This window comes from Rugamonas sp. GW822-FHT03B10, assembly GCF_058801745.1.
In genome coordinates this window covers 309,783-332,406 of record NZ_JBXANP010000004.1, presented here as the reverse complement: position 1 = coordinate 332,406, position 22,624 = coordinate 309,783, and the positions used below count along the sequence as shown (strand labels likewise).

General features: G+C 66.9%; 20 protein-coding genes. 12 read left to right on the top strand and 8 right to left on the bottom strand.

The annotated features are described in order from the left end of the window. Positions 1–45: 45 nt before the first annotated feature. From AC1RQG_RS09620 to AC1RQG_RS09600, 5 genes are all read left to right on the top strand, one after another. Positions 46–756 carry a response regulator gene (locus AC1RQG_RS09620; RefSeq protein WP_493130644.1) on the top strand — a complete coding sequence of 237 codons (711 nt, stop codon included), beginning with the start codon at positions 46–48 and terminating at the stop codon, positions 754–756. Continuing rightward, the gene (locus AC1RQG_RS09615) at positions 753–1,193 is read left to right on the top strand and encodes a GTPase (protein ID WP_493130642.1); all 441 of its coding nucleotides are present in this window, start codon (positions 753–755) and stop codon (positions 1,191–1,193) included. The genes AC1RQG_RS09620 and AC1RQG_RS09615 overlap by 4 nt, the downstream gene beginning before the upstream one ends. 114 nt (positions 1,194–1,307) lie before the next feature. Beyond that, the gene (locus AC1RQG_RS09610) at positions 1,308–1,565 is read left to right on the top strand and encodes a BTH_I0359 family protein (RefSeq protein WP_182160367.1); all 258 of its coding nucleotides are present in this window, start codon (positions 1,308–1,310) and stop codon (positions 1,563–1,565) included. A gap of 103 nt (positions 1,566–1,668) precedes the next feature. Next, positions 1,669–2,457 (top strand): class II glutamine amidotransferase, encoded by a 789-nt coding sequence (locus AC1RQG_RS09605; protein WP_493130640.1) that lies wholly within the window; start codon positions 1,669–1,671, stop codon positions 2,455–2,457. A 140-nt stretch (positions 2,458–2,597) separates the two neighbouring features. Beyond that, a complete protein-coding gene (locus AC1RQG_RS09600; protein ID WP_493130638.1) occupies positions 2,598–3,878 on the top strand; it encodes an EAL and HDOD domain-containing protein in 1,281 nt (426 codons plus the stop codon). Between the two features lie 62 nt (positions 3,879–3,940). Here AC1RQG_RS09600 and AC1RQG_RS09595 read toward each other — a convergent pair whose 3' ends face one another. Beyond that, complete coding sequence (locus AC1RQG_RS09595; protein WP_493130636.1) at positions 3,941–4,333, bottom strand: SPW repeat protein; 393 nt, start codon at positions 4,331–4,333, stop codon at positions 3,941–3,943. Between the two features lie 243 nt (positions 4,334–4,576). Between AC1RQG_RS09595 and AC1RQG_RS09590 the strand changes: the two genes are divergently transcribed. Then, positions 4,577–5,233 (top strand): hypothetical protein, encoded by a 657-nt coding sequence (locus AC1RQG_RS09590; protein ID WP_493130634.1) that lies wholly within the window; start codon positions 4,577–4,579, stop codon positions 5,231–5,233. Here the strand turns inward: AC1RQG_RS09590 and metH are convergent. Next, on the bottom strand, positions 5,187–8,972 hold the full coding sequence (gene metH, locus AC1RQG_RS09585) for a methionine synthase (RefSeq protein ID WP_493130632.1): 3,786 nt from the start codon (positions 8,970–8,972) through the stop codon (positions 5,187–5,189). The two genes, AC1RQG_RS09590 and metH, sit on opposite strands and share 47 nt — an antisense overlap. Positions 8,973–9,190: 218 nt before the next feature. Between metH and AC1RQG_RS09580 the strand changes: the two genes are divergently transcribed. Next, entirely contained in the window at positions 9,191–9,811 is a 621-nt protein-coding gene (locus AC1RQG_RS09580; protein ID WP_493130630.1) for a cysteine hydrolase family protein, read from the top strand. A gap of 48 nt (positions 9,812–9,859) precedes the next feature. On the opposite strand, the gene AC1RQG_RS09575 is transcribed toward AC1RQG_RS09580, so the two are convergent. The 3 genes from AC1RQG_RS09575 to def are packed head-to-tail and all read right to left on the bottom strand — an operon-like array spanning position 9,860 to position 12,347. Next, positions 9,860–10,762, bottom strand: coding sequence for a LysR family transcriptional regulator (locus tag AC1RQG_RS09575; RefSeq protein WP_493130629.1), 903 nt, complete (start codon positions 10,760–10,762; stop codon positions 9,860–9,862). A gap of 34 nt (positions 10,763–10,796) precedes the next feature. Next, entirely contained in the window at positions 10,797–11,753 is a 957-nt protein-coding gene (fmt, locus tag AC1RQG_RS09570; RefSeq protein ID WP_493130627.1) for a methionyl-tRNA formyltransferase, read from the bottom strand. Positions 11,754–11,804: 51 nt separating this feature from the next. Next, positions 11,805–12,347 (bottom strand): peptide deformylase, encoded by a 543-nt coding sequence (gene def / locus AC1RQG_RS09565; RefSeq protein ID WP_493130625.1) that lies wholly within the window; start codon positions 12,345–12,347, stop codon positions 11,805–11,807. 311 nt (positions 12,348–12,658) lie between these two features. Here def and AC1RQG_RS09560 point away from each other — a divergent pair, with 311 nt between their 5' ends. From AC1RQG_RS09560 to AC1RQG_RS09545, 4 genes are all read left to right on the top strand, one after another. Continuing rightward, entirely contained in the window at positions 12,659–13,756 is a 1,098-nt protein-coding gene (locus AC1RQG_RS09560; RefSeq protein WP_493130623.1) for a LysM peptidoglycan-binding domain-containing protein, read from the top strand. An 8-nt stretch (positions 13,757–13,764) separates the two neighbouring features. Beyond that, the gene (dprA, locus tag AC1RQG_RS09555; RefSeq protein WP_493130621.1) at positions 13,765–14,901 is read left to right on the top strand and encodes a DNA-processing protein DprA; all 1,137 of its coding nucleotides are present in this window, start codon (positions 13,765–13,767) and stop codon (positions 14,899–14,901) included. Between the two features lie 65 nt (positions 14,902–14,966). Next, complete coding sequence (locus AC1RQG_RS09550; RefSeq protein WP_493130619.1) at positions 14,967–15,431, top strand: Smg family protein; 465 nt, start codon at positions 14,967–14,969, stop codon at positions 15,429–15,431. A gap of 245 nt (positions 15,432–15,676) precedes the next feature. Further along, a complete protein-coding gene (locus tag AC1RQG_RS09545; RefSeq protein WP_493130617.1) occupies positions 15,677–18,385 on the top strand; it encodes a DNA topoisomerase III in 2,709 nt (902 codons plus the stop codon). An 84-nt stretch (positions 18,386–18,469) separates the two neighbouring features. Here the strand turns inward: AC1RQG_RS09545 and AC1RQG_RS09540 are convergent, their stop codons facing one another. Beyond that, the gene (locus AC1RQG_RS09540; protein ID WP_493130615.1) at positions 18,470–18,745 is read right to left on the bottom strand and encodes a high-potential iron-sulfur protein; all 276 of its coding nucleotides are present in this window, start codon (positions 18,743–18,745) and stop codon (positions 18,470–18,472) included. A 48-nt stretch (positions 18,746–18,793) separates the two neighbouring features. Then, positions 18,794–20,095 carry a cytochrome C gene (locus AC1RQG_RS09535; RefSeq protein ID WP_493130613.1) on the bottom strand — a complete coding sequence of 434 codons (1,302 nt, stop codon included), beginning with the start codon at positions 20,093–20,095 and terminating at the stop codon, positions 18,794–18,796. A 304-nt stretch (positions 20,096–20,399) separates the two neighbouring features. Here AC1RQG_RS09535 and AC1RQG_RS09530 point away from each other — a divergent pair, with 304 nt between their 5' ends. Beyond that, entirely contained in the window at positions 20,400–21,971 is a 1,572-nt protein-coding gene (locus AC1RQG_RS09530) for a glycosyltransferase (RefSeq protein WP_493130611.1), read from the top strand. Here AC1RQG_RS09530 and AC1RQG_RS09525 read toward each other — a convergent pair. Beyond that, positions 21,952–22,623, bottom strand: a complete 672-nt coding sequence (locus tag AC1RQG_RS09525) for an acetyltransferase (protein ID WP_493130609.1) — start codon at positions 22,621–22,623, stop codon at positions 21,952–21,954. The genes AC1RQG_RS09530 and AC1RQG_RS09525 overlap by 20 nt on opposite strands. Position 22,624 lies beyond the last annotated feature (1 nt).

The window sequence follows — 22,624 nt, the reverse complement described above, 5'->3', positions numbered from 1 at the left end:
AATCATTGCCGAATAAAGCGGCGAAATGAGGAAGGGCAGGGATAGATGGCAAACATACTGGTAGTGGATGATGAAATGGGGATCCGTGAGTTGCTCTCGGAAATCCTCAGCGATGAAGGACATGCAATTCAGCTGGCCGAGAACGCGCAGCAGGCGCGCGAAGCGCGCGCCGGCGGGGCGCCCGACCTGGTGCTGCTCGATATCTGGATGCCGGACACCGATGGCGTCACCCTGCTCAAGGAATGGCAGCGCGACGGCTTGCTGACCATGCCCGTGATCATGATGTCGGGCCACGCCACCATCGACACGGCCGTCGAGGCGACCCGCATCGGCGCGCTCAACTTCCTGGAGAAACCGATCGCGCTGCAAAAGCTGCTCAAGGCCGTGCAGCAGGGCCTGACCCGGGCCCAGGAAACCGTGCGCGCGCCGGCGCTGGCGGCCCGTCCCGCCCAGCAGGCCCAGGCCGAGGAAAGCGCCGGCGGCGGCTTCGGCGCCCAGGCGCCGCAGGCGGCCGCGGCCCGTCCCGGCGCGACCATCGCCGGTGGCGACAACCACATGTTCAACCTGTCGTTCGATCTGCCGCTGCGTGAAGCGCGCGACGCGTTCGAGCGCATGTATTTCGAGCACCACCTGGGCCGCGAAGGCGGCAGCATGACGCGCGTGGCCGAGAAGACGGGCCTGGAGCGCACCCACCTGTACCGCAAGCTCAAGCAACTGGGCGTGGAACCGGGCAAGCTGGCTAAGAAGAACGCATGACGGCGCAGGGGCGGGCGGGCGGCCCCGCGCCGCGCGCCCCCGTCGCCACCTGGCTGGTCACGGGCCCGTCCGCCGGGGCCCGCGAGGCCGCCATCGCCGCCCACCTGCGGCCGGGGCTGGCCACCACCGTCATCCTCGAGGGATTGTCGGATGGCAACTCCGCGCTGGCCGACCTGGCCGATCCGGCCGATCCTGCCGATCCGGCGGGGGCGGCGCCCGCGTCCCCGGCGCCGCAACTGTTGCGTATCGCCCCGGGCTGCCTGCATTGCAGCGGCAATCTCGTTTTGCGCGTAACATTGAACCGTGTGCTGCGCCATGCCCCCGCGCGGCTCTACATCAGCCTGGCAACGGCCAGCCACCTCGACCAGCTGCGCAGCTGGCTGTCCGAGGCGCCCTATGGTTCCTTGCTGGCATTGCAAGCCGACATCGCGGCCTGACCCCGCTTGCTTCGCGGGCCGTCTTGCGGTCCCTTGAAAACGCCCGCCGCCAGCCCCACGTGGTTGCTGAAGGCGGATCGCCGGCGTTCCGCCCCTTAGCGTGAAGGAAGCAAAATGAATCTCATCTACAACAGCGAGCAATACAGTGTGGTCGAGTTCGGCGCCGACCGGGACCTTGAGGCCTTGCGGTTCGGCGGCTATGAAATCGTCGACAAGGGCGGCAAACGTGAAATCTTCATCGCCGGCGTGCTTGCCCAGTCATTCCGGCGCGACGTCAACCAGTTGATCGCCGGCGAACCGACCATGGCCGAGATCGACGAATTCCTCGGCAATTATGACTCGCTGATGAGTCAGCCCGTCCTGCTGCACTGAGCGTTCGCCGCACGGATGACGGGGGCGGGCGCCGGATTCCGGCGACGCCGCCTCCGGGCCATGGTATGGTTGGGATTTGCTTCGCCTTTCCCGACACCGAACCATGTGCCAACTTCTCGCCATGAACTGCAATGTCCCCACGGACATCGTGTTCAGCTTCACCGGCTTCGCCATGCGCGGCGGCCAGACCGATACCCACCACGACGGCTGGGGCATCGCCTTTTTCGAGGGCGCCGGCGTGCGCCACTTCGTCGACCACCAGGCGGCCGTGGCCTCGCCCGTGGCCGAGCTGATCAAACGCTACCCGATCAAGTCCAGGAACGTCATCGCCCATATCCGCAAGGCCACCCAGGGCCACGTGGCGCTGGAGAATTGCCATCCGTTCGTGCGCGAGCTGTGGGGCCGCTACTGGGTGTTCGCCCACAACGGCGACCTCAAGCAATTCGCGCCCGTGCTCGACGGCGCCTACCGGCCCGTGGGCGACACGGACAGCGAACGGGCCTTCTGCTACCTGCTGCAGCAACTGCGCGCCCGCTTCGGCGACACGCGCCCGCCGCTCCATCAATTGCGGGCCGCGCTGGGCGAACTGGTGCGCGAGATCGCGACCCACGGCACGTTCAACATGCTGTTGTCGAGCGGAACGGAACTGTTCGCCCACTGTTCCACGGCCCTGTACTACCTGGTGCGGCAATACCCGTTCGACACGGCCAAGCTGTCGGACGAGGATGTGAGCGTCGACTTTTCGCAGGTGACGACACCGGACGACCGGGTGGCCATCATCGTCACCCAGCCGCTGACGACCAACGAGCAGTGGACGCCGTTCGTGCCAGGCGAACTGAAACTATTTGTAGATGGCATGCCGCAAGTAGGGGATAGCATTGAAATAGTATAAGTATCGGGCGGCCACGGACGGCAAAATATGAGGAATAGGGAATAAATGCAGTAAAGTAGAGCCATTCTCCGTTTTCAACCGCGCGCAGTGGTGTTGGGTGTCGCCTGTGAGCCGCCGCTGCCGCCCGACCAGACCAGGCAATGATCGATCTATCCCGCAACGATACGTCCCCGCAAAGCTTGCGCGTGCGCGAGTTTTACCTGGGCCGTCAACCGATACTGGACCGCCAGCAGGCGCTGTTCGGCTACGAGCTGTTGTTCCGCAACGCGCCCGTGGGGCCGGCCCATGTCACCAACGACCTGTCGGCCACCGCCTCCGTCATCGCCCATGCGGCCCAGCTGGGCATGGAGCGGGTGGTGGGCGACGCGCTCGGCTTCGTGCACGCCGACGCCGACGTCATCATGAGCGACATCTTCTCCTTCCTGCCGCGCGAGAAGGTGGTGCTGGAGGTGGCCGACACGGTGGCCCTCGCGCCGGACGTGCTGCGCCGGATGACGGAGCTGGTGGGCCAGGGGTTCAGCTTCGCCCTCGACGACGTCAGTTCCGACACGGGCCACGTCCAGGCCCTGTTGCCGCTGGTGGAATACGTGAAGATGGACATGCGCCACATGCCGCTGGCCGATCTGATGAAGCTGGCGCCGCGCTTCCGCCAGGACAACAAGAAGCTGGTGGCGGAGAAAGTGGAAACCCGCGACGAGTTCAAGAATTGCCTCGATCTGGGCTTCGACTACTTCCAGGGCTATTACTTCGCCAAGCCCGTCATCATGAGCGGCAAGAAACTGTCGCCGTCGCAACTGGCCGTCATGGAGCTGATGACGCTGGTGACGTCGGACGCGGACAACCTCGAGATCGAACGCGCCATCAAGCGCGACGTGTCGCTGGCCCTGAACCTGCTGCGCCTGGTCAACACGCCGGCCGTGGGCGCGCGCCAGCGCATCGACTCGCTGAGCCAGGCCGTCACCATCCTGGGCCGGCGCCAGCTGCAGCGCTGGCTGCAGATCATGCTGTACGCGGAACCGAGCAAGCGGGGCCATAGCATGACCCCGCTGCTGATGCTGGCCACCACGCGCGGCCGCCTGCTGGAGTTATTGGCCAGCAAGCTGCGGCCCAGCCACCGCCACGCGGCCGACATCGCGTTCACGGTCGGCATCATGTCGCTGATGGACACGCTGTTCGGCATGCCGATGGCCGACATCCTGCAGCAGATCCCCGTCAACGACGAGGTGGCCGAGGCGCTGATGTTCCGCGGCGGCTTCTTCGGCGACCTGCTCAAGCTGGCCGAATGCATCGAGCGCATCGAGGAGATGGATCAGCACATCATCCCCACGCTGCGCGACCTGGCCATGTCCACCGATGAACTGGTGGAGCTGGAAATGGCCGCCTTCGAATGGAGCGACAACGTGGTGCGCTACGCGCTGTAACGACCGGCCGCCTTGCTCCGACCGCCGCGCCCCGCGCGGCGTTTTTTTTTCGGCCGCCAGGTTCAGGTGGCGTGCCCGGCGCCCGGCCAGTGCTTGTGCAATTCGGGATCGGTCTGCATTTCCCACAGCGCCAGCACGACCACGGCCAGCCCCACGATGAGCTCGTTCCACATCAGCGGACGCTGGTCCGCCACCTTCAGCACCCACGGCGAGATGGCCACCCACAAGCCGACGAACAGGTTGAGCAGCACGGCCCAGAAGTAGGTGCGGTACAGCTCGAACGCGGCCAGCACCGCGATCACGGCGCCGGAGATGAACGCGTTCCAGGCCGGCGCCGACGGGATCGCGTAGGAAAACACCCAGGGGGTGATGAACAGCCACAGCCCCAGCAGCAGGATCAGCTGGTCCTGCCATCGCCGGGCCGAAATGGACGTGGTATCGGGATTGGTTGCCATAAATGCCTCCATGAAATGATGGCCGGCGCCTGCGGCGGCCATGCATATTAGGCCGCCGTTCACGCCAAAAGTTCCCGGCCCGGTCGCTGCGGCGGTGGGCCGGGGGCTAGCGAAGACCCATGGTAGCCAGTTCCCGCCGCCCCATGGCGCACGCTTGCCCGTGCGAAGTGAGTTGCCTTAGGGTAAAGTTTCCTTGAAACATGCCGTTACATAAGGATACAAGCGCGTTTCGAAAGCAGTCCCATGCCCCTCGCCATCCAGTCGCTGATCGCCCACTGCGTCAACCAGACGATACGGACCTATTATCCGCGGCAGTATTGCTCGCTATGCCATGTGTACGCGGTGGTCGGCGCCAACCTGATCAGCATCGTGCTCGATCGCGTGTACCGCCCCGTGGCGGGGCTGGCGGCCGTCGATTGCGGCGGCGGCCAGCTGATGCGCATGGCCGACGACGCGGCGTTCGCCAACCCGGCCGGCGGCGCCTATCACTGCTGGATCGAGTCGGCCGACGGGCTCGGCGAGCCGGACGTGGTGGACCTGACGTTCCGCCACAACCATACCTACGCGGAGAGGAATGGTTTCGCGTGGCGCAAGGAGACGCCGCCCGATTACCTGTGGGGGCCGCGCAGCAAGATCGTGCTGCGGGCGGATCTGGATGCGCTGCCGTCCGCGTTCCCGGACGGCAGCGTCTGGCTGCAGGAGACGGAGGCAGGCTGGCAGTGGATGACGCGCCAGCTGGCCGAGCACCAGAACGCCTTCGTGGCGCTGACGGCCGAGGCGCTCAAGCTGCTGCAGGCCAGCCTGCCGCCCGATTCGCGGCTGCTGGCGCGGCCGCCCGCCGGACGGCCGGGAATTACGACAGGTTCGGCGCCAGCCAGCGTTCCAGATCCTGTTTGCTGACGTGGCGGCGGGCCGCCATGTCGTCCAGCTGGTCCTGGCCGATCTTGCCGACCACGAAGTATTTCGACTGGGGATGGGCGAAGTAGAAGCCTGACACGGCCGCGCCCGGATACATGGCGAACGACTCCGTCAGTTCCATGCCGATCTCCTCGGCCTGCAGCACCTTGAACAGGTCGGCCTTGACCGTGTGTTCGGGGCAGGCCGGATAGCCGGGCGCCGGGCGGATGCCCTGGTACTTCTCGGCGATCATGTCGTCGTTGCTGAGCGTCTCGGCCGTGGCGTAGCCCCACAGGTCCTTGCGCACGCGCTCGTGCAGGTACTCGGCGAACGCCTCGGCCAGGCGGTCGGCCAGCGACTTGAGCATGATGGACGAGTAGTCGTCGTGCGCATCCTCGAAGCGCTGTTCGTATTTCTCGATGCCCAGGCCGGCCGTCACCGCGAACATGCCGATGTAGTCGTGCACGCCCGACGCCTTGGGCGCGATGAAGTCGGCCAGGCACTGGTTGGGGCGCTGCACGCCGTCGATCACCGGGCGCACGCCCTGCTGGCGCAGGCCGTAGTAGGTGAAGGCCACGGTCTCGCGGCTGTCGTCGGTGTAGACCTCGATGTCGTCGTCGTTGACGCTGTTGGCCGGCAGCAGCGCCACCGCGCCGTTGGCGGTCAGCCAGCGGCCGTCGATCAGCTTCTTGAGCAGGGCCTGGCCTTCCTCGTACACCTTGCTGGCCGCCTCGCCCACCACCTCGTCCTTCAGGATGGCGGGGAAGGGGCCGGCCAGGTCCCAGGTCTGGAAGAACGGGCCCCAGTCGATGTACTGGGCGATGGTGGCCAGGTCCACGTTCTTGAACACGCGGCGGCCGATGAACTTGGGTTTGACGGGCGCGAACGGCAGCACCGCCTTGTTGGCGCGGGCCTGGGCCAGCGTCACCATCGGCAGCGCCTTCTTGCTGGCGTGCTGCTCGCGGATGCGCACATAGTCCTGCGCGATCTCGGCGATGTACTGCTCGCGGCTCTCGGGCGTGAGCAGCGACTGCGCCACCGACACCGAGCGCGACGCGTCCGGCACGTACACCACGGGGCCCTCATAGTTGTGGGCGATCTTGACAGCCGTGTGGGCGCGGCTGGTGGTGGCGCCGCCGATCAAGAGCGGGATCTTCATCATGCGGAAGTGCTCGTCGCGCTGCAGTTCCTTGGCCACGTGGGCCATCTCCTCCAGCGACGGCGTGATCAGGCCGGACAGGCCGATGATGTCGGCGTTCTCCAGCTTGGCGCGCGCCAGGATCTCGGAGCACGGCACCATCACGCCCATGTTGACCACCTCGAAGTTATTGCACTGCAGGACCACGGACACGATGTTCTTGCCGATGTCGTGCACGTCGCCTTTCACCGTCGCCATGACGATCTTGCCCTTCGGTTTGGCCACGATGCCGGTGCGCTTCTCCTCGGCCAGCTTTTCCTCCTCGATGAACGGGATCAGATGGGCCACGGCCTGCTTCATCACGCGCGCCGACTTGACCACCTGCGGCAGGAACATCTTGCCCTGGCCGAACAGGTCGCCGACGATGTTCATGCCGTCCATCAGCGGGCCTTCGATCACGTGGATCGGACGGCCGCCGGACGCGGCCACCTGCTGGCGCATCTCCTCGGTGTCCTCGGTGATCCATTGCGTGATGCCGTGCACCAGCGCGTGCGCCAGGCGCTTCTCGACCGGATGGCCGCGCCATTCGAGGTTCTGCGCCTCCTGCTTGCCGCCCGCTTTGAGCGTGCCGGCGAATTCGATCATGCGTTCGGTCGCGTCCTCGCGGCGGTTCAGCACCACGTCCTCGACCCGCTCGCGCAGCTCGGCCGGCAGGTCGTCGTACACGCCCACCATGCCGGCGTTGACGATGCCCATGGTCATGCCGGCCTTGATGGCGTGGTACAGGAACACGGTGTGGATGGCCTCGCGCGCCGGGTCGTTGCCGCGGAAGCTGAACGAGACGTTCGACACGCCGCCCGAGATCTTCGCGTGCGGCAGGTTGTCCTTGATCCAGCGGGTGGCGTTGATGAAGTCCACCGCGTAGTTGTTGTGCTCCTCGATGCCGGTGGCGATGGCGAAGATGTTGGGGTCGAAGATGATGTCCTCGGGCGGGAAGCCGACCTGCTCGGTCAGCACCTTGTAGGCGCGCGCGCAGATCTCGGTCTTGCGCTCGAAGGTGTCGGCCTGGCCCTTCTCATCGAAGGCCATCACGATCACGGCCGCGCCGTAGCGCAGGCACAGGCGCGCCTGGCGGATGAACTCCTCCTCGCCTTCCTTCATCGAGATTGAGTTGACGATGGACTTGCCCTGCACGCACTTGAGGCCCGCCTCGATCACCGACCACTTGGACGAGTCGATCATGATGGGCACGCGCGAGATGTCCGGTTCGGACGCGATCAGGTTGAGGAAGCGCGTCATGGCGGCCTGCGAGTCGAGCATGGCCTCGTCCATGTTGATGTCGATCACCTGGGCGCCGTTCTCGACCTGCTGGCGCGCCACGCTGAGCGCCTCGTCGTACTGCTCGTTGAGGATCATGCGCGCGAAGGCCTTGGAGCCGGTCACGTTGGTGCGCTCGCCCACGTTGACGAACAGCGAGTCGTCGTCGATGGTGAACGGCTCCAGGCCCGACAGGCGCTGCGCCACCGGCACGGTGGGCACGGTGCGCGGCGCCGTCGTGGCCAGCATCTGGGCGATGGCCTGGATGTGGTCGGGCGTGGTGCCGCAGCAGCCGCCGGCCACGTTGATGAAACCGGCGTCGGCGAATTCGCGCAGCAGGGCCGAGGTGTCGGCCGGCAGCTCGTCGAAGCCGGTGTCGCTCATCGGGTTGGGCAGGCCGGCGTTGGGGTAGATGCAGACGTAGGTGTCGGCGATGCGCGACAGCTCCTCGGCGTAGGGGCGCATCAGGGCCGCGCCCAGCGCGCAATTGAGGCCGATGGTGAGCGGCCTGGCGTGGCGCACCGAGTTCCAGAACGCGGGCACGGTCTGGCCCGACAGGATGCGGCCCGAGGCGTCCGTCACCGTGCCCGAGATCATCAGCGGCAGGCGCGGCACCTCGGGGTGGTCGGTGAAGAACTGGTCGATGGCGAACAGCGCGGCCTTGCAGTTGAGCGTGTCGAAGATGGTTTCCACCAGCAGGATGTCGACGCCGCCCTCGACCAGGCCTTCCACCTGTTCGTGGTAGGCCGCCACCAGCTGGTCGAAGGTGATGTTGCGGGCCGCCGGGTCGTTCACGTCGGGCGAGATGGAGGCCGTCTTCGGCGTGGGGCCGAGCGCGCCGGCCACGAAGCGCGGCTTGTCGGCGCTGCTGTACTTGTCGCAGGCGGCGCGCGCCAGCTTGGCGGCGGCCACGTTCATCTCGCGCGCCAGGTGCGCCATGTGGTAGTCGTCCTGGGCGATCGTGGTGGCGCCGAAGGTGTTGGTTTCGATGATGTCGGCGCCGGCGGCCAGGTAGCGTTCGTGGATCTCCTGGATCACCTGGGGCTGGGTCAGCGTCAGCAGTTCGTTGTTGCCCTTGACGAACAGCTCGCGCGCGCCGCTGTCGACCGGCGCGGCGAAGTCGATGAAGCGACCGGCGGGGCCGCCGCGGTAGGCCGTCTCGTCCAGCTTGTACTGCTGGATGATGGTGCCCATCGCGCCGTCGAGGATCATGATCCGGCGCGACAGGATCTCGCGCAGTTGGGCATCGGTCTTGGACATGGCGGGACGGGACACGGTATTGTTCATTTGATACTTTCTGTGGGCGGGAGGGCGGCCGCTGGAAAAGTTGACGGCGGTCTAAAATTATACGGCATCGCGGCGGAAGCTTCAGGCGGCTGCTGCGTCGCAGCAACAAGGGGGTTATTTGTGCAAAATATGCACAAATCATGTGATGGATAGCGTCTGGTGTGACGTTGGGCGTGCAAATAAGATGGCTGCACTGACCACTTCTTGAGGAGCACACCATGACCGCCACCCTGCGCAGCATCGCCGGCATCGCCCCCGTCCAGCAACTGGCCGCCGCCAGCACCGCCGTGCTGCTGATCGATTTCCAGAACGAGTACTACAACGGCCGCGTGCCGATCCCGGACGGCCTGCCGGCGCTGCGCAACGCCAACCGCCTGGCCGCGCTGGCCGACGCCCACGGCATGCCCGTGTTCCACATCCAGCATGTGAACGGCCCGGCCGCGCCCATCTTTGCGGAAGGCAGCGTGATGGCCGAGATCCACCCGGAACTGGCCGTGCGGCCGCAGCATGTCGTGGTGCGCAAGGACCGCGTCAGCAGCTTCACCGGCACCGACCTGCACGCGCAGTTGCAGGCGCGCGGCATCCGCACGCTGATCATCGCGGGGCTGATGACGCACATGTGCGTGTCCACGGCCGCGCGCGACGCGCGCCAGTTCGGCGCGCAGAAATACGACGTGCTGGTGGTGGCCGACGCCAGCGCCTCGCGCGACATCGACGGCTGGAACGGCGGCGTGAGCAGCGCGGCCGACCTGCACAACGTGACGTTGACGGCCCTGTCCGACAACTTCGCGCAGGTGCTGACCACCAATACGCTGCTGGAATTGCCGGTGATTGCTTGAACTGGGCTGCCGCAAGCGCAGCCTATGTTGCTGGGACGGTAGGCCTGCTCAATCCCATTGCCGTTGCGCGTAGAGTGCGGCGGCAAAGTCAACAAACACCCGCACCTTCGGCGACAGGTGGCGGTTGTGCGGGTACAGCACATACAGCTCGCGTGGGCGCATCGGGTAGTCGGGCAGCACTTGCACCAGCGCGCCGCTGCGCAGGTCGGCGTAGGCGATGAACGATGCCGTCGTCGCGATGCCAGTGCCGGCCAGCGCCGCCGTGCACAAGGCCATGCCGGTGTTGGCTTGCAGGCTGCCGCGCACGGTGACGGCCACATCCCCGCCATCGGGCGCCGTGAAGCGCCATTCCTGCGGCCGCGCCACCTGGGTGTAGGTCAGGCAGTTGTGCTCCAGCAGATCGTGCGGCGTGCGCGGCGCGCCGTGCCGGCGCAGATAGTCGGGCGAGGCCACCAGCATCACGCGGCTGCTGGCCAGCCGTTTGGCGATCAAGGTGGAATCGGGCAGCTCGCGCGCGAGCCGCAGCGCTACGTCGAAGCCATCTTCGATCAGGTCGACGATGCGGTCGTTGCACACCAGGTCCACCCGCAGTTCGGGATAGCTGGCCATGAACTGCGGCAGCCAGCGCGCCAGTTCCTGCGTGCCGAACGCCATCGGCGCGTTGATGCGCAAGGTGCCGCTGGGATTGGCCTGGTGCTGGCCGACGGCGCGGTCGGCGTCGTCAAGTGCGTCGAGGATGTGTTTGCAGGCCGCGTAGTATTCCGTGCCGGCCGTGGTGAGCGCGAAACGACGCGTGGTGCGGTTCAGCAGTTGCGCGCCCAGCTTCGCTTCCAGGTGGCTGATCTGGCGCGACACGACCGTGTGCGAGACGCCAAGCGCGTCGGCGGCGGCCGTGAAACTGCCCAGTTCCACCACCCGGCGCAAGGCGCGCATGGCCGCCAGCTGGTCCATGCGGCCGGTCAGGCGAGGAGGGAAGTGTGCGCGTTCACGCGAAGCGCTGGTCTTCGAGCGGGAAGGCCTTGATGAACTCCGAGGCCGGCATGCGTTTGCCGCCCGGCTTTTGCAGCTCCGTCAGCCGCAGTCCGCCGGCGCCGCAGGCGACGACGATGCCATGCTCCTGGTCCGCCGCGATCACGTGGCCGGCCGGCGCCGTGCAGTCCTCGTCCAGCACCGTGGCGCCCCACAGTTTGACGGTGGTGCCGTTCACGTTCGCGTGCGCGCCAGGGAAGGGATTGAAGGCGCGGATCTTGCGGCTGATTTCCTCCGCGCTCAGCTTGAAGTCGAGCGCCGCCTCGTCCTTGCTGATCTTGGCCGCGTAGCATACGCCCGCTTCCGGCTGCGGCACCGCTTCCAGCGTGCCTTGTTCGAGCTTGCGCAGCGCCTGCACGATCATCGTGCCGCCGAGCGCGGCCAGCTTGTCGTGCATGGTGCCGGTGGTGTCGTCGGCGCCGATGGCCACGTGTTCGACCAGCAGCATGGGGCCGGTGTCCAGTCCTTCCTCCATCTGCATGATGGTGATGCCCGTCTCCGCGTCGCCCGCTTCGATGGCGCGGTGGATGGGCGCGGCGCCGCGCCAGCGCGGCAGCAGCGAACCGTGGATGTTCAGGCAGGGTTTGATATCGAGCGTGCTGCGCGGCAGGATCAGGCCGTAGGCCGCCACCACCATCACGTCGTAGTCGGTGGCCAGCAGGCGTTCGTGGGCCGCCTTCGCCTCGGCCGCGCGTTGCGGGTCCTTGGCGTCCATGCGCAACGACAGCGGCTGCAGCACTTCCATGCCATGCGCCACGGCGTATTGCTTGACGGCCGATGGCTGCAGATGCATGCCGCGCCCGGCCGGGCGGTCGGGCTGGGTCAGCACCAGGGGAATCTCAAAGCCCGCCTCGTGCAGCGCCTGCAGGGCCACGGCGGCGAATTCCGGCGTGCCGGCGAAGATCACTTTCATTTTTATTGTTCCTTGGTGACGCGTGCCGCCGCGCCGGGCGGCGGGGAGGGATCAGTGACGGCGGCCCTGGGCGCGCAGGCTCGTTTCACGCACCATGCCGCGTTCTTCCTTCAGCAGCTTGGCCTTGATGCGGTTGCGCTTGAGCGGCGACAGGTATTCGACGAACACCTTGCCCTTCAGGTGATCCATCTCGTGCTGCAGGCACACGGCCAGCAGGCCTTCCGCCTCCACCTCGAACGGCTGGCCCTTGACGTCCAGCGCGCGCACCTTGACGCGCGCGTGGCGTTCCACGCCGTCGTAAATGCCGGGCACGGACAGGCAGCCCTCGTCGTAGACCTGCATCTCGTCGCTGGCCCAGATGATTTCCGGATTGATGTAGGCGACCAACGCATCCTTGGTTTCGGAAATGTCGACCAGGATCAGTTGCTCGTGCACGTCCACCTGCGAGGCGGCCAGGCCGATGCCGGGCGCGTCGTACATGGTTTCGGCCATGTCGGCCACCAGCTTTTCGAGCCGGGCGTCGAACTGGGTGACGGGCTGGGCGACCTTGTGCAGGCGCGGGTCGGGGTAACGCAGGATATTGAGTATGGACATGCTGACTTTGACTAAGTTTAACTGGGTAAGCGAATTAATAACTGTGTGATCGCCTTAACAACTGGCGTGGTGTCGCGTGCGGCAAATCGTGCGCCGGCCCCGTCAAAAATGCAACAGCCGCGCCCGCCGCCTGAGCGTGGTTTCGCTTGCTAGTTGAGGGTTTTGTGGGCAGAATTTGATTCAGTATGGCAAGCCCGAGGCCAGCCTTCTCGTTCCCCACGCATCGAAAGGGTAGCGTATCGCCGCTCTTTTTTGCTGTGGCGGGCAGGCCCCCCGGCCCAGCGCCGAGCTGCACTTAACGGACATTATGAATGAAAAATTTTAGCACAGTCGGCACCCGCTTGTTCGTGGCGGCCCTTTTTTCGGCGGCCGCCGCCCTCCCGGCGCAGGCCATGGACTGCCAGTTCCGGCCCGACGCGCCGGACCAGCATCTGGTGGTCAAAGGGGACACGCTGTGGGACATCTCCGGCCGCTTCCTGGAAAAGCCCTGGTGCTGGCCGCAAGTGTGGGACTTGAACAAGGAACAGATCCATAACCCGCACTGGATCTATCCGGGCCAGATCATCTGGTTCGACCGCGCCGCCGGCCGCCTGCGGCTGGGCAACAAGATCGAGGCCGGCGACGGCAGCGGCGCCAACACGCTGCGCCTGTCGCCCCAGGTGCGCACGGAAGGCCTGGGCAAGGACGCCGTGCCGTCCATCCCGTCCGGGGTGATCGAACCGTTCCTGACCCAGCCGCTGATCATCGAGAACGACGAGCTGAACAACGCGCCGCGCATCATCGCCACCCAGGAGGGCCACGTGTTCCTCGGCAAGGACGACAAGGCCTATGTGCGCGGCGATTTGAAGGATGGCACCTCGTTCCAGGCGTTCCGCCCCGGCAACGCGCTGAAGGACCCCGTCACCAAGGCCGTGATCGGTTACGAGGCGTTCTATCTGGGCACGCTCAAGCTGCGCACCCCGGCCAAGCCGGGCAGCGACGTGCACACCTTCACCGTGGCCACGGCCAAGGAGGAAATGGGCGTGGGCGACCAGCTGATGCAGGCGCCGCCCACGCCGATGCGCAACTATGTGCCGCATCCGCCCGAGCAGCGGGTGGAGGCGCGGGTGGCGGCCATCTACGGCGGCGTGACCCATGCGGGCCAGAACCAGGTGGTGAGCATTAATCGCGGCAAGCTTGACGGACTCGATATCGGCTCCGTGCTGCAGCTGTACCATACGGGCAGGACCGTCAGCGATCCGGGCGCCAGCAAGGGCTGGCACGGCATGAGCGATCCGCAGGTCAAGCTGCCGGACGAGGAAGTGGGCAGCTTGTTTATCTTCCGCGTGTTCAAGCATATTTCGTACGGCTTGATCATGCAGGTCACGGCGCCGGTCGAGGTGGGCGACGTTGCCCAGTCACCGGAGTAAGCCGCGCCGTGCAAGCCACGGATACCCTAGCCGCGACACCCCCGCCAGCGTCCCGCGCGCCGCTGGCGGACTGGCTGCGCCTGAGCCTGACGCCGCGCGTGGGGCTGCTGACGGCGCACCGCCTGCTCGCTGACTTCATCTCCCCGACAGCCATCTTCGCCGCCGGCCATGCCGCATTGCCGGACTGGCTCAACGCCGCCCAGGCGCGCGCCTTGGCCGCCGCCACCTCGGGCGAGACGGCCGGCGCCGTGGCCGCCCAGCTCGACGCCATCGACGACTGGCGGCGGCAACCGGAGCGCCGCGTGCTGGCGCTGGACGACCCCGATTATCCGCCCGCGCTGCGCGCCACGCCCGACGCGCCGCTGTTGCTGTACGTGCAGGGCCGGGCCGAACTGCTGGCGCGCGACGCGTTGGCCATGGTGGGCAGCCGCAACGCCAGCGCCCAGGGCGCCAGCAACGCGGCGCGGATGGCCGAGGCGCTGTCGGCAACGGGGTTGGTGATCGTGTCGGGCCTGGCGCTGGGCATCGACGCGGCCGCCCACGAAGGCGGGCTGCGCGGCGCGGGCGGCACGGTGGCCGTGCTGGGCACCGGCATCGATGTGATCTATCCGCAACGCAACGCGGAGCTGGCCGGCCGCATCGCGCAGCACGGCTGCCTGGTCAGCGAATATCCGCTGGGCACGGTGCCGCAATCGTCCAATTTTCCCAAGCGCAACCGCATCATCAGCGGCCTGGCGCGCGCGGTGCTGGTGGTGGAGGCGGCGGCCGGCTCCGGCTCGCTGATCACGGCCCGGCTGGCGCTGGCGCAGGGGCGCGACGTGTACGCGATCCCCGGCTCGATCCACGCCACGCTGGCCAAGGGCTGCCACACACTAATTAAAGAGGGCGCCAGACTGGTCGAATCGGCCGACGACGTGCTGGCCGCGCTGGCCGGGCAGCCGCCGGGCGTGGCCCTGGCGGCGCCCGACGACAGCTTCGTCGATCCGCTGCTGGCGGCGCTGGGCGACGACCCGGCCACGCCGGCCCTGCTGGCGCTGCGGCGCGGCCTGGACTTGCCTGCCGTGCAGAACCAGTTGCTGGCGCTGGAGCTGGCCGGCCTGGTCGAGCGCTTGCCGGGCGGCGTGTTCCAGCGTTGCGGGCGATAGGGGAGTGGCTTGCACGGCCCGTGCGCCACTTGTGCCGAATCTGACTTAACTGATAGAGTAGCGCCATGTTCGACATCCTTGTTTATCTCTACGAGACCTATTACCGTCCCGATGCCTGTCCGGAACCGGAGGCATTGGCCAGGAAACTGTCGGCCGTCGGTTTCGACGACGTGGACATTTCCGAGGCGCTCGTATGGCTGACGGACCTGACGGCCATGGCCGGCATGGAACAGACCCTGACCGCTTCCTCCACCGGCACCCGTTACTACGTGGACGAGGAGCACGACGTGCTGGGCACGGCGGCCATCGGCTTCATCCAGTTCCTGGAATCGGCCAAGGTGCTGTCGCCGCTGCAACGCGAGATCGTCATCGAGCGGGCGCTGGCGCTGGACGAGGTGCCCGTGTCGCTGGCCAAGCTCAAGGTCATCGTGCTGATGCTGCTGTGGAGCCAGGGCAAGGAGCCGGATGCGCTGATGTTCGACGACCTGTTCGGCGCCGACGAAGACCAGGCGCCGCGCCTGCTGCACTAGCATTCGCCGGCGCGCCGGCCCGGTCGATGCCGCGCTTCCGCCGCGTTCCCGCCGTCCGTTCGTGTCGGACGGACCGTTCAGCGGCGCCGCGCGGCGCGCTTGCCCTTTGCGCCGCAACCCGTTTATTATTGGCGCTTTGACAAGTCGCCACCGTCCGGGACCGCGAAAATTCAGCCTTGGCCGCATTGCCCATGTATGATGCGCATGCTGTACCCACCCCCAGAGTAACTACGAGACAACAAAATATGAGCAAAACCCTCATCATCGCCGAGAAGCCATCTGTCGCGAACGACATCGCGAAGACGCTGGGCGGCTTTACCAAGCACGATGAGTACTTTGAGTCCGACGATTACGTGCTGTCCTCCGCCGTCGGCCATTTGCTGGAAATTGCCGTACCGGAAGAACACGACGTCAAGCGCGGCAAGTGGAGCTTCGCCCACCTGCCCATGATCCCGCCGTATTTCGCGCTCAATCCCATCGCCAAGACGGAAGCGCGGCTCAAGGTGCTGAACAAGCTGATCAAGCGCAAGGATGTCACCACCCTCATCAACGCATGCGACGCGGGCCGCGAAGGTGAGCTGATCTTCCGCTTGATCGCGCAGAACGCCAAGGCCAAGCAGCCGGTCAAGCGGCTGTGGCTGCAGTCGATGACGCCGGGCGCCATCCGCGACGGGTTCAGTCATCTGCGCAGCGACGAGGAAATGCTGCCGCTGGCCGACGCGGCCCGCTGCCGCTCGGAGGCGGACTGGCTGATCGGCATCAACGGCACGCGCGCCATGACGGCCTTCAACTCGAAGGAGGGCGGCTTCTACCTGACCACCGTGGGCCGGGTCCAGACCCCGACCTTGTCGATCGTCGTCGAGCGCGAGGAGAAGATCAAGAAATTCGTGCCGCGCGACTTCTGGGAAGTGCGCGCGCAGTTCGTGTGCGCGGCTGGCGTGTATGAAGGCCGCTGGCTCGACACCAAATTCAAGAAGGACGACACCGACCCCGAGAAGAAGGCTGAGCGGCTGTGGAGCAAGGCCGCGGCCGACACCATCGCCATGGCCTGCGTGGGCAAGCAGGGCAAGGTGACCGAGGAGGCCAAGCCGACCAGCTCGATGGCGCCGGCCCTGTTCGACCTGACCAGTTTGCAGCGCGAGGCCAACTCGCGCTTCGGCTTCTCGGCCAAGAACACGCTGGGCCTGGCCCAGGCGTTGTACGAGAAGCACAAGGTGCTGACCTACCCGCGTACCGATTCGCGCCACCTGCCCGAAGACTACATGCCGACCGTGATGCAGGCGCTGGAGGTGGTGAAGGACAACCCGAACTACCACCAGTTCGCCAAGCAGATCCTGGACAAGGGCTGGGTCAAGCCGAACAAGCGCATCTTCGACAACACCAAGATCTCGGACCACTTCGCCATCATCCCGACCACGATCGCGCCCAAGAACCTGTCCGAGCCCGAGCAGAAGCTGTACGACCTGGTCACGCGCCGCTTCATGGCCGTGTTCTTCCCGCCGGCCGAGTTCCAGGTGACGACCCGCTACACGGAAGTGTCGGGCCACCAGTTCAAGACCGAGGGCAAGGTGATGACCAACCCCGGCTGGCTGGCCATCTACGGCAAGGAAGCGTCGTCCGACGAGGACAAGGCCGACAACACGGGCGGCAACCTGGTGCCGGTGGCCAAGGGCGAGAACGTGCACACGGACAAAGTGACGGCCAACGGCCTGGTCACCAAGCCGCCCGCCCGCTACACGGAAGCGACGCTGCTGTCGGCCATGGAAGGCGCCGGCAAGCTGGTCGAGGACGACGAGTTGCGCGACGCCATGGCCGGCAAGGGCCTGGGCACGCCAGCCACGCGCGCGGCCACCATCGAGGGCTTGCTGACGGAACGCTACCTGGTGCGTGAAGGCCGGGAACTGATCCCGACCGCCAAGGCGTCGCAGCTGATGACCTTGCTGCGCGGCCTCGGCGTGAACGAACTGACGGCGCCGGAACTGACGGGCGAATGGGAATACAAGCTGTCGCAGATGGAGAAGGGCAAGATCTCGCGCGAGGAGTTCATGCGTGAAATCGCCCAGATGACCCAGATCATCGTCAAGCGCGCCAAGGAATACGACAACGAGACCATCCCCGGCGACTACCACACGATGCACACGCCATGCCCGAACTGCGGCGGCGTGGTCAAGGAAAACTACCGCCGTTTCGCCTGCACCAAGTGCGACTTCTCGATGAGCAAGACGCCGGGCAGCCGCCAGTTCGAGATCGAGGAAGTGGAAGAACTGCTGAAGAACCGCACCATCGGTCCGCTGCAGGGTTTCCGCTCCAAGATGGGCCGGCCGTTCGCCGCCATCCTGCGCATCGTGCGCGACGAGGACATCAACAACTTCAAGCTGGAGTTCGACTTCGGCCAGAACGATGAGGCGGGCGAGGACGGCGAGGGCGTGGACTTCACCGGCCAGACCCCGCTCGGCCCGTGCCCGAAATGCACGGGCGGCGTGTACGAGATGGGCCTGGCCTATGTGTGCGAGCACAGCGTGGCCAAACCCAAGACCTGCGACTTCCGCAGCGGCCGCATCATCCTGCAGCAGGAGATCCTGCCCGAGCAGATGGCCAAGTTGCTCAACGACGGCAAGACGGACTTGCTGCCGGGCTTCATCTCGCAGCGCACGCGGCGGCCGTTCAAGGCCTTCCTCGTCAAAGGCAAGGATGGCAAGATCAGCTTCGAGTTCGAGGAGCGCAAGGCCAAGCCCGGCGCCAAGGCCAAGGCCGGGGCGGTAGCGGACGAGGGCGCGGAAGGCGGCGCCGGCGCGGAAGCGGCGGATGCACCAGCCAAGGCGGCCAAGGCGGCCAAGGCGCCGGCCAAGAAAGCCACCGCCACCAAGGCCAAGGCCCCAGCCAAACGGGCCACGGCGGCCAAGGCGCCAGCCAAGAAGCCCGCGGCCAGAAAGACGGCGGCGGCAGCGGAGTAAAACGGAACCGGGACCACAGCGTCCCGGTTTTTTTTCGCCCGTTTCGGGTAAATGGGCAAATGGGGACGTAACAAGTTTGACGGTCTAGCGTTTCGAAAACGCGATGCACCAGCCGTTCGGATTGATGGCGCCGCTGATCAGGCGGCAGCTACCGGGCTCGCCATCGGCGCCGGGCTGGAACGCGGCGCACTGGGCGCAGCGGTGGCCGTCCTGCGGGTGGTCCTGGTACTGGAAATCCGATTTGGCGCCGTTGCCCGCCAGTGCCATGCGGGGCCGCGCCAGGCCGCCGGCCGCCGCCAGCGCGGCCAGCGCCAGCGCGCCGCGCAACGCCCGGCGCCGGGAGGGTGCTTCCTTGTCCATGGTGTACTCCTTTCGATCTGGTTTATACCGTTTATACCGTTTCAGGATTCAGAACATCAGCCACAGCATCAGGTACAGCGCGTTGTTGTCGCGCGCGTCGCGGCCCTGGCCGTCGTAGTTGGTGGCGGCGCCGTTGAATTTGTTGTAGCGCGTGTATTGCAGCATCAGGCGCACGTCGCGCCGGGGCAGGTAGTCGAACTCCCACAGATAGCCGGCGCTGTTGGGGCTGCCCGTGGCGCTGCCGTTGACGGGCTCACCTGTGTTGTACAGCGCGTCGTCGGCCGTGCCCCGGGTGGCGAAGCGGCCGATGCTGATGCCGAACCGCTTGTCGAAGTAGTAGGTGGCCTTGGCGCGCAGGCTGTGCAAGTCGTCGCTGGCGTTGCTGGCCGCGCCGATGCGGGCCCGTTCGCTCACGTAGTTGAGCTGGGCCGACACGCGGTGCCGGTCCGTGATGTACTGGTATTGGGCGTCGACACCGAGGTCGCGGTAATGGTCGGTGGGGCCGCTGCGCACCGTGTTGTCGGGATAGCGGTCGAGCACCAGGCCGTAGGCGCCCACCATGGCCGAGTGGCGCGCATGGTCCCAGTCGTGCTGCAGGGCCAGCCGCCAGTACGGCGCATAGCCGCGCAGCGCGGCGTCCTCCGCATGGTCGGTGCCCAGGCGCAGCGGCGAGAACGGGCCGTCGGCCGTGCGGTAGAAACTGAGCTCGCCGTACACGGTGTCGCGCCACAGGGCGTAGGCGCCCAGCCCCGCCACCTGCTGGCCCAGGCTTTCGATGGCCGTGGCCGCGTTGGGCGCGGCCGCCACCGGCGAGCTGGCGTACGGGAAGCCCCAGGCCGGCCCCGTGTTGTAGACATCCTGCACGGTGGGGTTGTTGTGCAGCGTGAAGCCGTACACCAGCTTGCTTGTTCCCTGGCCCGCGTGGTTGGCGTAGCGCAGGTCGACATTGTCGATGCTGGCGTGGTGTTCCACACCGTCATAGCTGTACTGGGAGAACAGGCCCACGTGGTCGGCCAGTTTGCCGGACAGGAAGACGCTGGCCTGCTGCAGCGTCGCCTGGCCGTCCTTGGGGAAGCTGTCGGCCAGGCGCGGATCGACGTTGGCGGTGGAGGTGGCGGAGGCCTGCACCATGCCCGCCAGCGGCAGGCGCAAACGGTCGCCCAGCGTGTAGCCGTTGAGCTTGAACTGGCGGCCGGTGGCCGTCAGCTCGGGCCAGCTCAGGTGGCAGGTCATGCAATCGAGGCCGGTCTGGCGGGCGAAGCTGGGCACGGCCTGCGCCGTGCCGGCGGCACAGAACAGCGCGAGGGCGGCGGCGGTGCGGCGCCAAGGTGGCGGGCGGTGTGCGGGCATGGCGGTGTCCTCCGGTGTTGCGCCAGTTGGGGTGACCAGCGGCTTCCGTATATACCCGCTTGCGGCCAAGTCGTTCAGGGCGGGTACAGTGGCCTACTATGACATCGATGGCGCAGGCCGCGCAGGGAGGTGGTGTCGAATGGATCAAACAAACGCCGCAATTCTCCCGTCCAAGCGGCTGGCGGGCGTGGATGGGGACGCAAATGCAACAGCGCCGTCCAGCGAAAGCTTGGAATTCGCCGCCGCCGCCCGTATAGTTTCAGGCGCCGCCAACGGCGCCATGCGCCCATTCGACCATCTGCCTATGAACCAGGAAACCGTCACCCGACACTTGCTAGAAGATGCGCTGGAACAGGTCCTCTGCAACCCCTCGGCCGCGCATTGCTGGCATCGCCTGCGTCCCCTGTACGAGGCCGCCCCGCAGCCTTTGCAGTCGGCGGTGCTTGCCATGCTGGCGCAGCATGTGGACGAGGGCGGGGTGCCCGGCTTCCTGCGCGCGTCCTTCCTCGCGTTCGTGACCCGCGAAGATCGCTGGTACCAGGCCGCGTCGGCCGCGCTGCTGGCGCTGCAGCCAGTCGATGCCGACCGCATTGCCGCCCACATGGGGGTCAGCTGGTACGACGCGTTGGCGGGCAAGGCGGGTCGCAGCGCCTTTGTGGACGCCATGCGCGCCATGCAGATGCCGGCGCTGGCGCGCCGCGCCGGCCAGCGGCTGGCGGCGCACACGGCGCTGCGCTTGCCGACGCGTGCCGTCACCCGTATCGAGCGGGTGGCGCTGGTGGTGCCACAACTAGGCCTGGCCGGCCACGCGCCGACCAGGATGGCGTTCGCGCACGGCGCCATGCTGCAGGCCGACGGGATGAGCGTGGAGCTGTACTGCGCCCGTGAATTGAACATCTCGCAGATGCCGAACCTGCTGGGTTGCGGGCGTACCACGGCCAGTGAGCTGCCGGCGCCGGACGCATGGGCGCGCGCGCTGCGGCGGCCGATGACGATCCACCTGGCCGATGTGCGCATGTCGTTGCTGCGGCGCTGGAGCGCCTTGCTGGAACGGATGGTGGCGTTCGACCCCGACCTGATTTTGTTTGTCGGCCTGTATTCACCGTGGATTGAACTGCTGTATCCGCAACGCCCCGTGTTGGGCTTGTCGGTGCAGTCGACGGCACCCATCGCGCCGGTCGATGTCTGGCTGGCGGCCGACGCGGCGCAAGCGGGTATGGCGCGCGCGCCATGGGGACCGGACATGCCGCCCAGCACGGGTTGGCATTACCCGTACCGGGTGCAACTGGAGCGCCCCGGGGCGCCGCTGTCGCGTGCGGCCCTGGGCTTGCCGGCGTCGGCGCTGGTGCTGGTGTCGGTCGGCTACCGGCTGGGCGAAGAGATCGCCGGACCGTGGGCGGAGCGCATGGTGGCGATGATGTTGGCGGCGCCGGACGCGGTCTGGTTGTTGCCCGGCTGCGCCAGCGTGCCGGCCGCGCTGCAGGGGCTGCCGCCGGAGCGGGTGCGCGCCATGGGGCACCTGTCCAATGTGCAGGAGGTGCTCGCGTGCTGCGATATCTGCGTCAACCCGCCGCGCATGGGCGGCGGCCTGAGTGTGGCGCAAGCGATGGCGGCCGGCTTGCCGGTGGTGGCGTTCGCCGGCTCCGATGGCGGTGACAAGATCGGCGCGGCGGCCGTCAACGACAGCGACGCCTATTTCGCCGCGCTGGGCATGCTGATGGCCGATCCGGCCGCCCGCGTCCGCGCCGGTTCGGCGATGCGGGAGTTGTTTGCCGAGACGCTGGACCTGGCACGCGGCGGCGGCGCGCTGCGCGCGGCCAGTGAGGCGGCGCTGGCGTTGTTCCAGCGCCGGAGCGCTATGCCAGCGTCTTCTTGAACTTGGCGGGAATGCCGACCACCAGCGTGGCCGGCGGCACGTCGGCCGTGGCCACGGCGCCGGCGCCGATGAAGGCGTGGTCGCCCACCACCAGCCGTTCCAGCAGGGTGGCGCCTATGCCGACCGTGACGCCGCGGCCGATGTTGGATAGCCCGCCCAGGTTGCTGCCGGGCTGGATGCGCGAGAACGCGCCGATCCGGGTGTCGTGCCCGATGGTGACGCCACGATTGACGAACACATGTTCGGCCAGCACGGCGCCCGGACCGATCACGCTGTTGGCGCCCACGAACACGCCCGGCCCCAGCGTCGCCAGCGGCGACACATAAGCCGTCGGGTGCACCAGCGTGTGAAAGCGCAGGCCGTGGCGCGCCGTCAGCTCGTCGGCCAGCGCGGCCCGGGCCGGCGTGGTCGGCCCCAACAGATACAGCTCACCGGGTTCCGGCCGGAATGCGTCGAACGGCTCGATCTGGGGCGGCGTGCAATGCTGGCTCAACTGGCGCAGGCGCTCGGCCAGGCTGACGTCGCGTTGGCCCACCTCCTCGCCCAGATGCGGCACCACCTTGTGCAGCTGCAGACCGCGCGCCAGCGCACAGTCGAACAGGTCGGACAGGATGTTGCTGGTGCCAAAGATGACCAGTTTTTGTGCGTCCATC

Coding starts and splice junctions, on each gene's coding strand:
- AC1RQG_RS09535 (WP_493130613.1), bottom strand. CDS start 20,095: ATGCCCGCACACCGCCCGCCACCTTGGCGCCGCACCGCCGCCGCCCTC.
- AC1RQG_RS09545 (WP_493130617.1), top strand. CDS start 15,677: ATGAGCAAAACCCTCATCATCGCCGAGAAGCCATCTGTCGCGAACGAC.
- AC1RQG_RS09605 (WP_493130640.1), top strand. CDS start 1,669: ATGTGCCAACTTCTCGCCATGAACTGCAATGTCCCCACGGACATCGTG.
- AC1RQG_RS09540 (WP_493130615.1), bottom strand. CDS start 18,745: ATGGACAAGGAAGCACCCTCCCGGCGCCGGGCGTTGCGCGGCGCGCTG.
- metH (WP_493130632.1), bottom strand. CDS start 8,972: ATGAACAATACCGTGTCCCGTCCCGCCATGTCCAAGACCGATGCCCAA.
- fmt (WP_493130627.1), bottom strand. CDS start 11,753: ATGAAAGTGATCTTCGCCGGCACGCCGGAATTCGCCGCCGTGGCCCTG.
- AC1RQG_RS09610 (WP_182160367.1), top strand. CDS start 1,308: ATGAATCTCATCTACAACAGCGAGCAATACAGTGTGGTCGAGTTCGGC.
- AC1RQG_RS09620 (WP_493130644.1), top strand. CDS start 46: ATGGCAAACATACTGGTAGTGGATGATGAAATGGGGATCCGTGAGTTG.
- AC1RQG_RS09575 (WP_493130629.1), bottom strand. CDS start 10,762: ATGGACCAGCTGGCGGCCATGCGCGCCTTGCGCCGGGTGGTGGAACTG.
- AC1RQG_RS09600 (WP_493130638.1), top strand. CDS start 2,598: ATGATCGATCTATCCCGCAACGATACGTCCCCGCAAAGCTTGCGCGTG.
- AC1RQG_RS09615 (WP_493130642.1), top strand. CDS start 753: ATGACGGCGCAGGGGCGGGCGGGCGGCCCCGCGCCGCGCGCCCCCGTC.
- AC1RQG_RS09595 (WP_493130636.1), bottom strand. CDS start 4,333: ATGGCAACCAATCCCGATACCACGTCCATTTCGGCCCGGCGATGGCAG.
- AC1RQG_RS09560 (WP_493130623.1), top strand. CDS start 12,659: ATGAAAAATTTTAGCACAGTCGGCACCCGCTTGTTCGTGGCGGCCCTT.
- AC1RQG_RS09530 (WP_493130611.1), top strand. CDS start 20,400: ATGAACCAGGAAACCGTCACCCGACACTTGCTAGAAGATGCGCTGGAA.
- AC1RQG_RS09550 (WP_493130619.1), top strand. CDS start 14,967: ATGTTCGACATCCTTGTTTATCTCTACGAGACCTATTACCGTCCCGAT.
- def (WP_493130625.1), bottom strand. CDS start 12,347: ATGTCCATACTCAATATCCTGCGTTACCCCGACCCGCGCCTGCACAAG.
- AC1RQG_RS09590 (WP_493130634.1), top strand. CDS start 4,577: ATGCCCCTCGCCATCCAGTCGCTGATCGCCCACTGCGTCAACCAGACG.
- AC1RQG_RS09525 (WP_493130609.1), bottom strand. CDS start 22,623: ATGGACGCACAAAAACTGGTCATCTTTGGCACCAGCAACATCCTGTCC.
- AC1RQG_RS09580 (WP_493130630.1), top strand. CDS start 9,191: ATGACCGCCACCCTGCGCAGCATCGCCGGCATCGCCCCCGTCCAGCAA.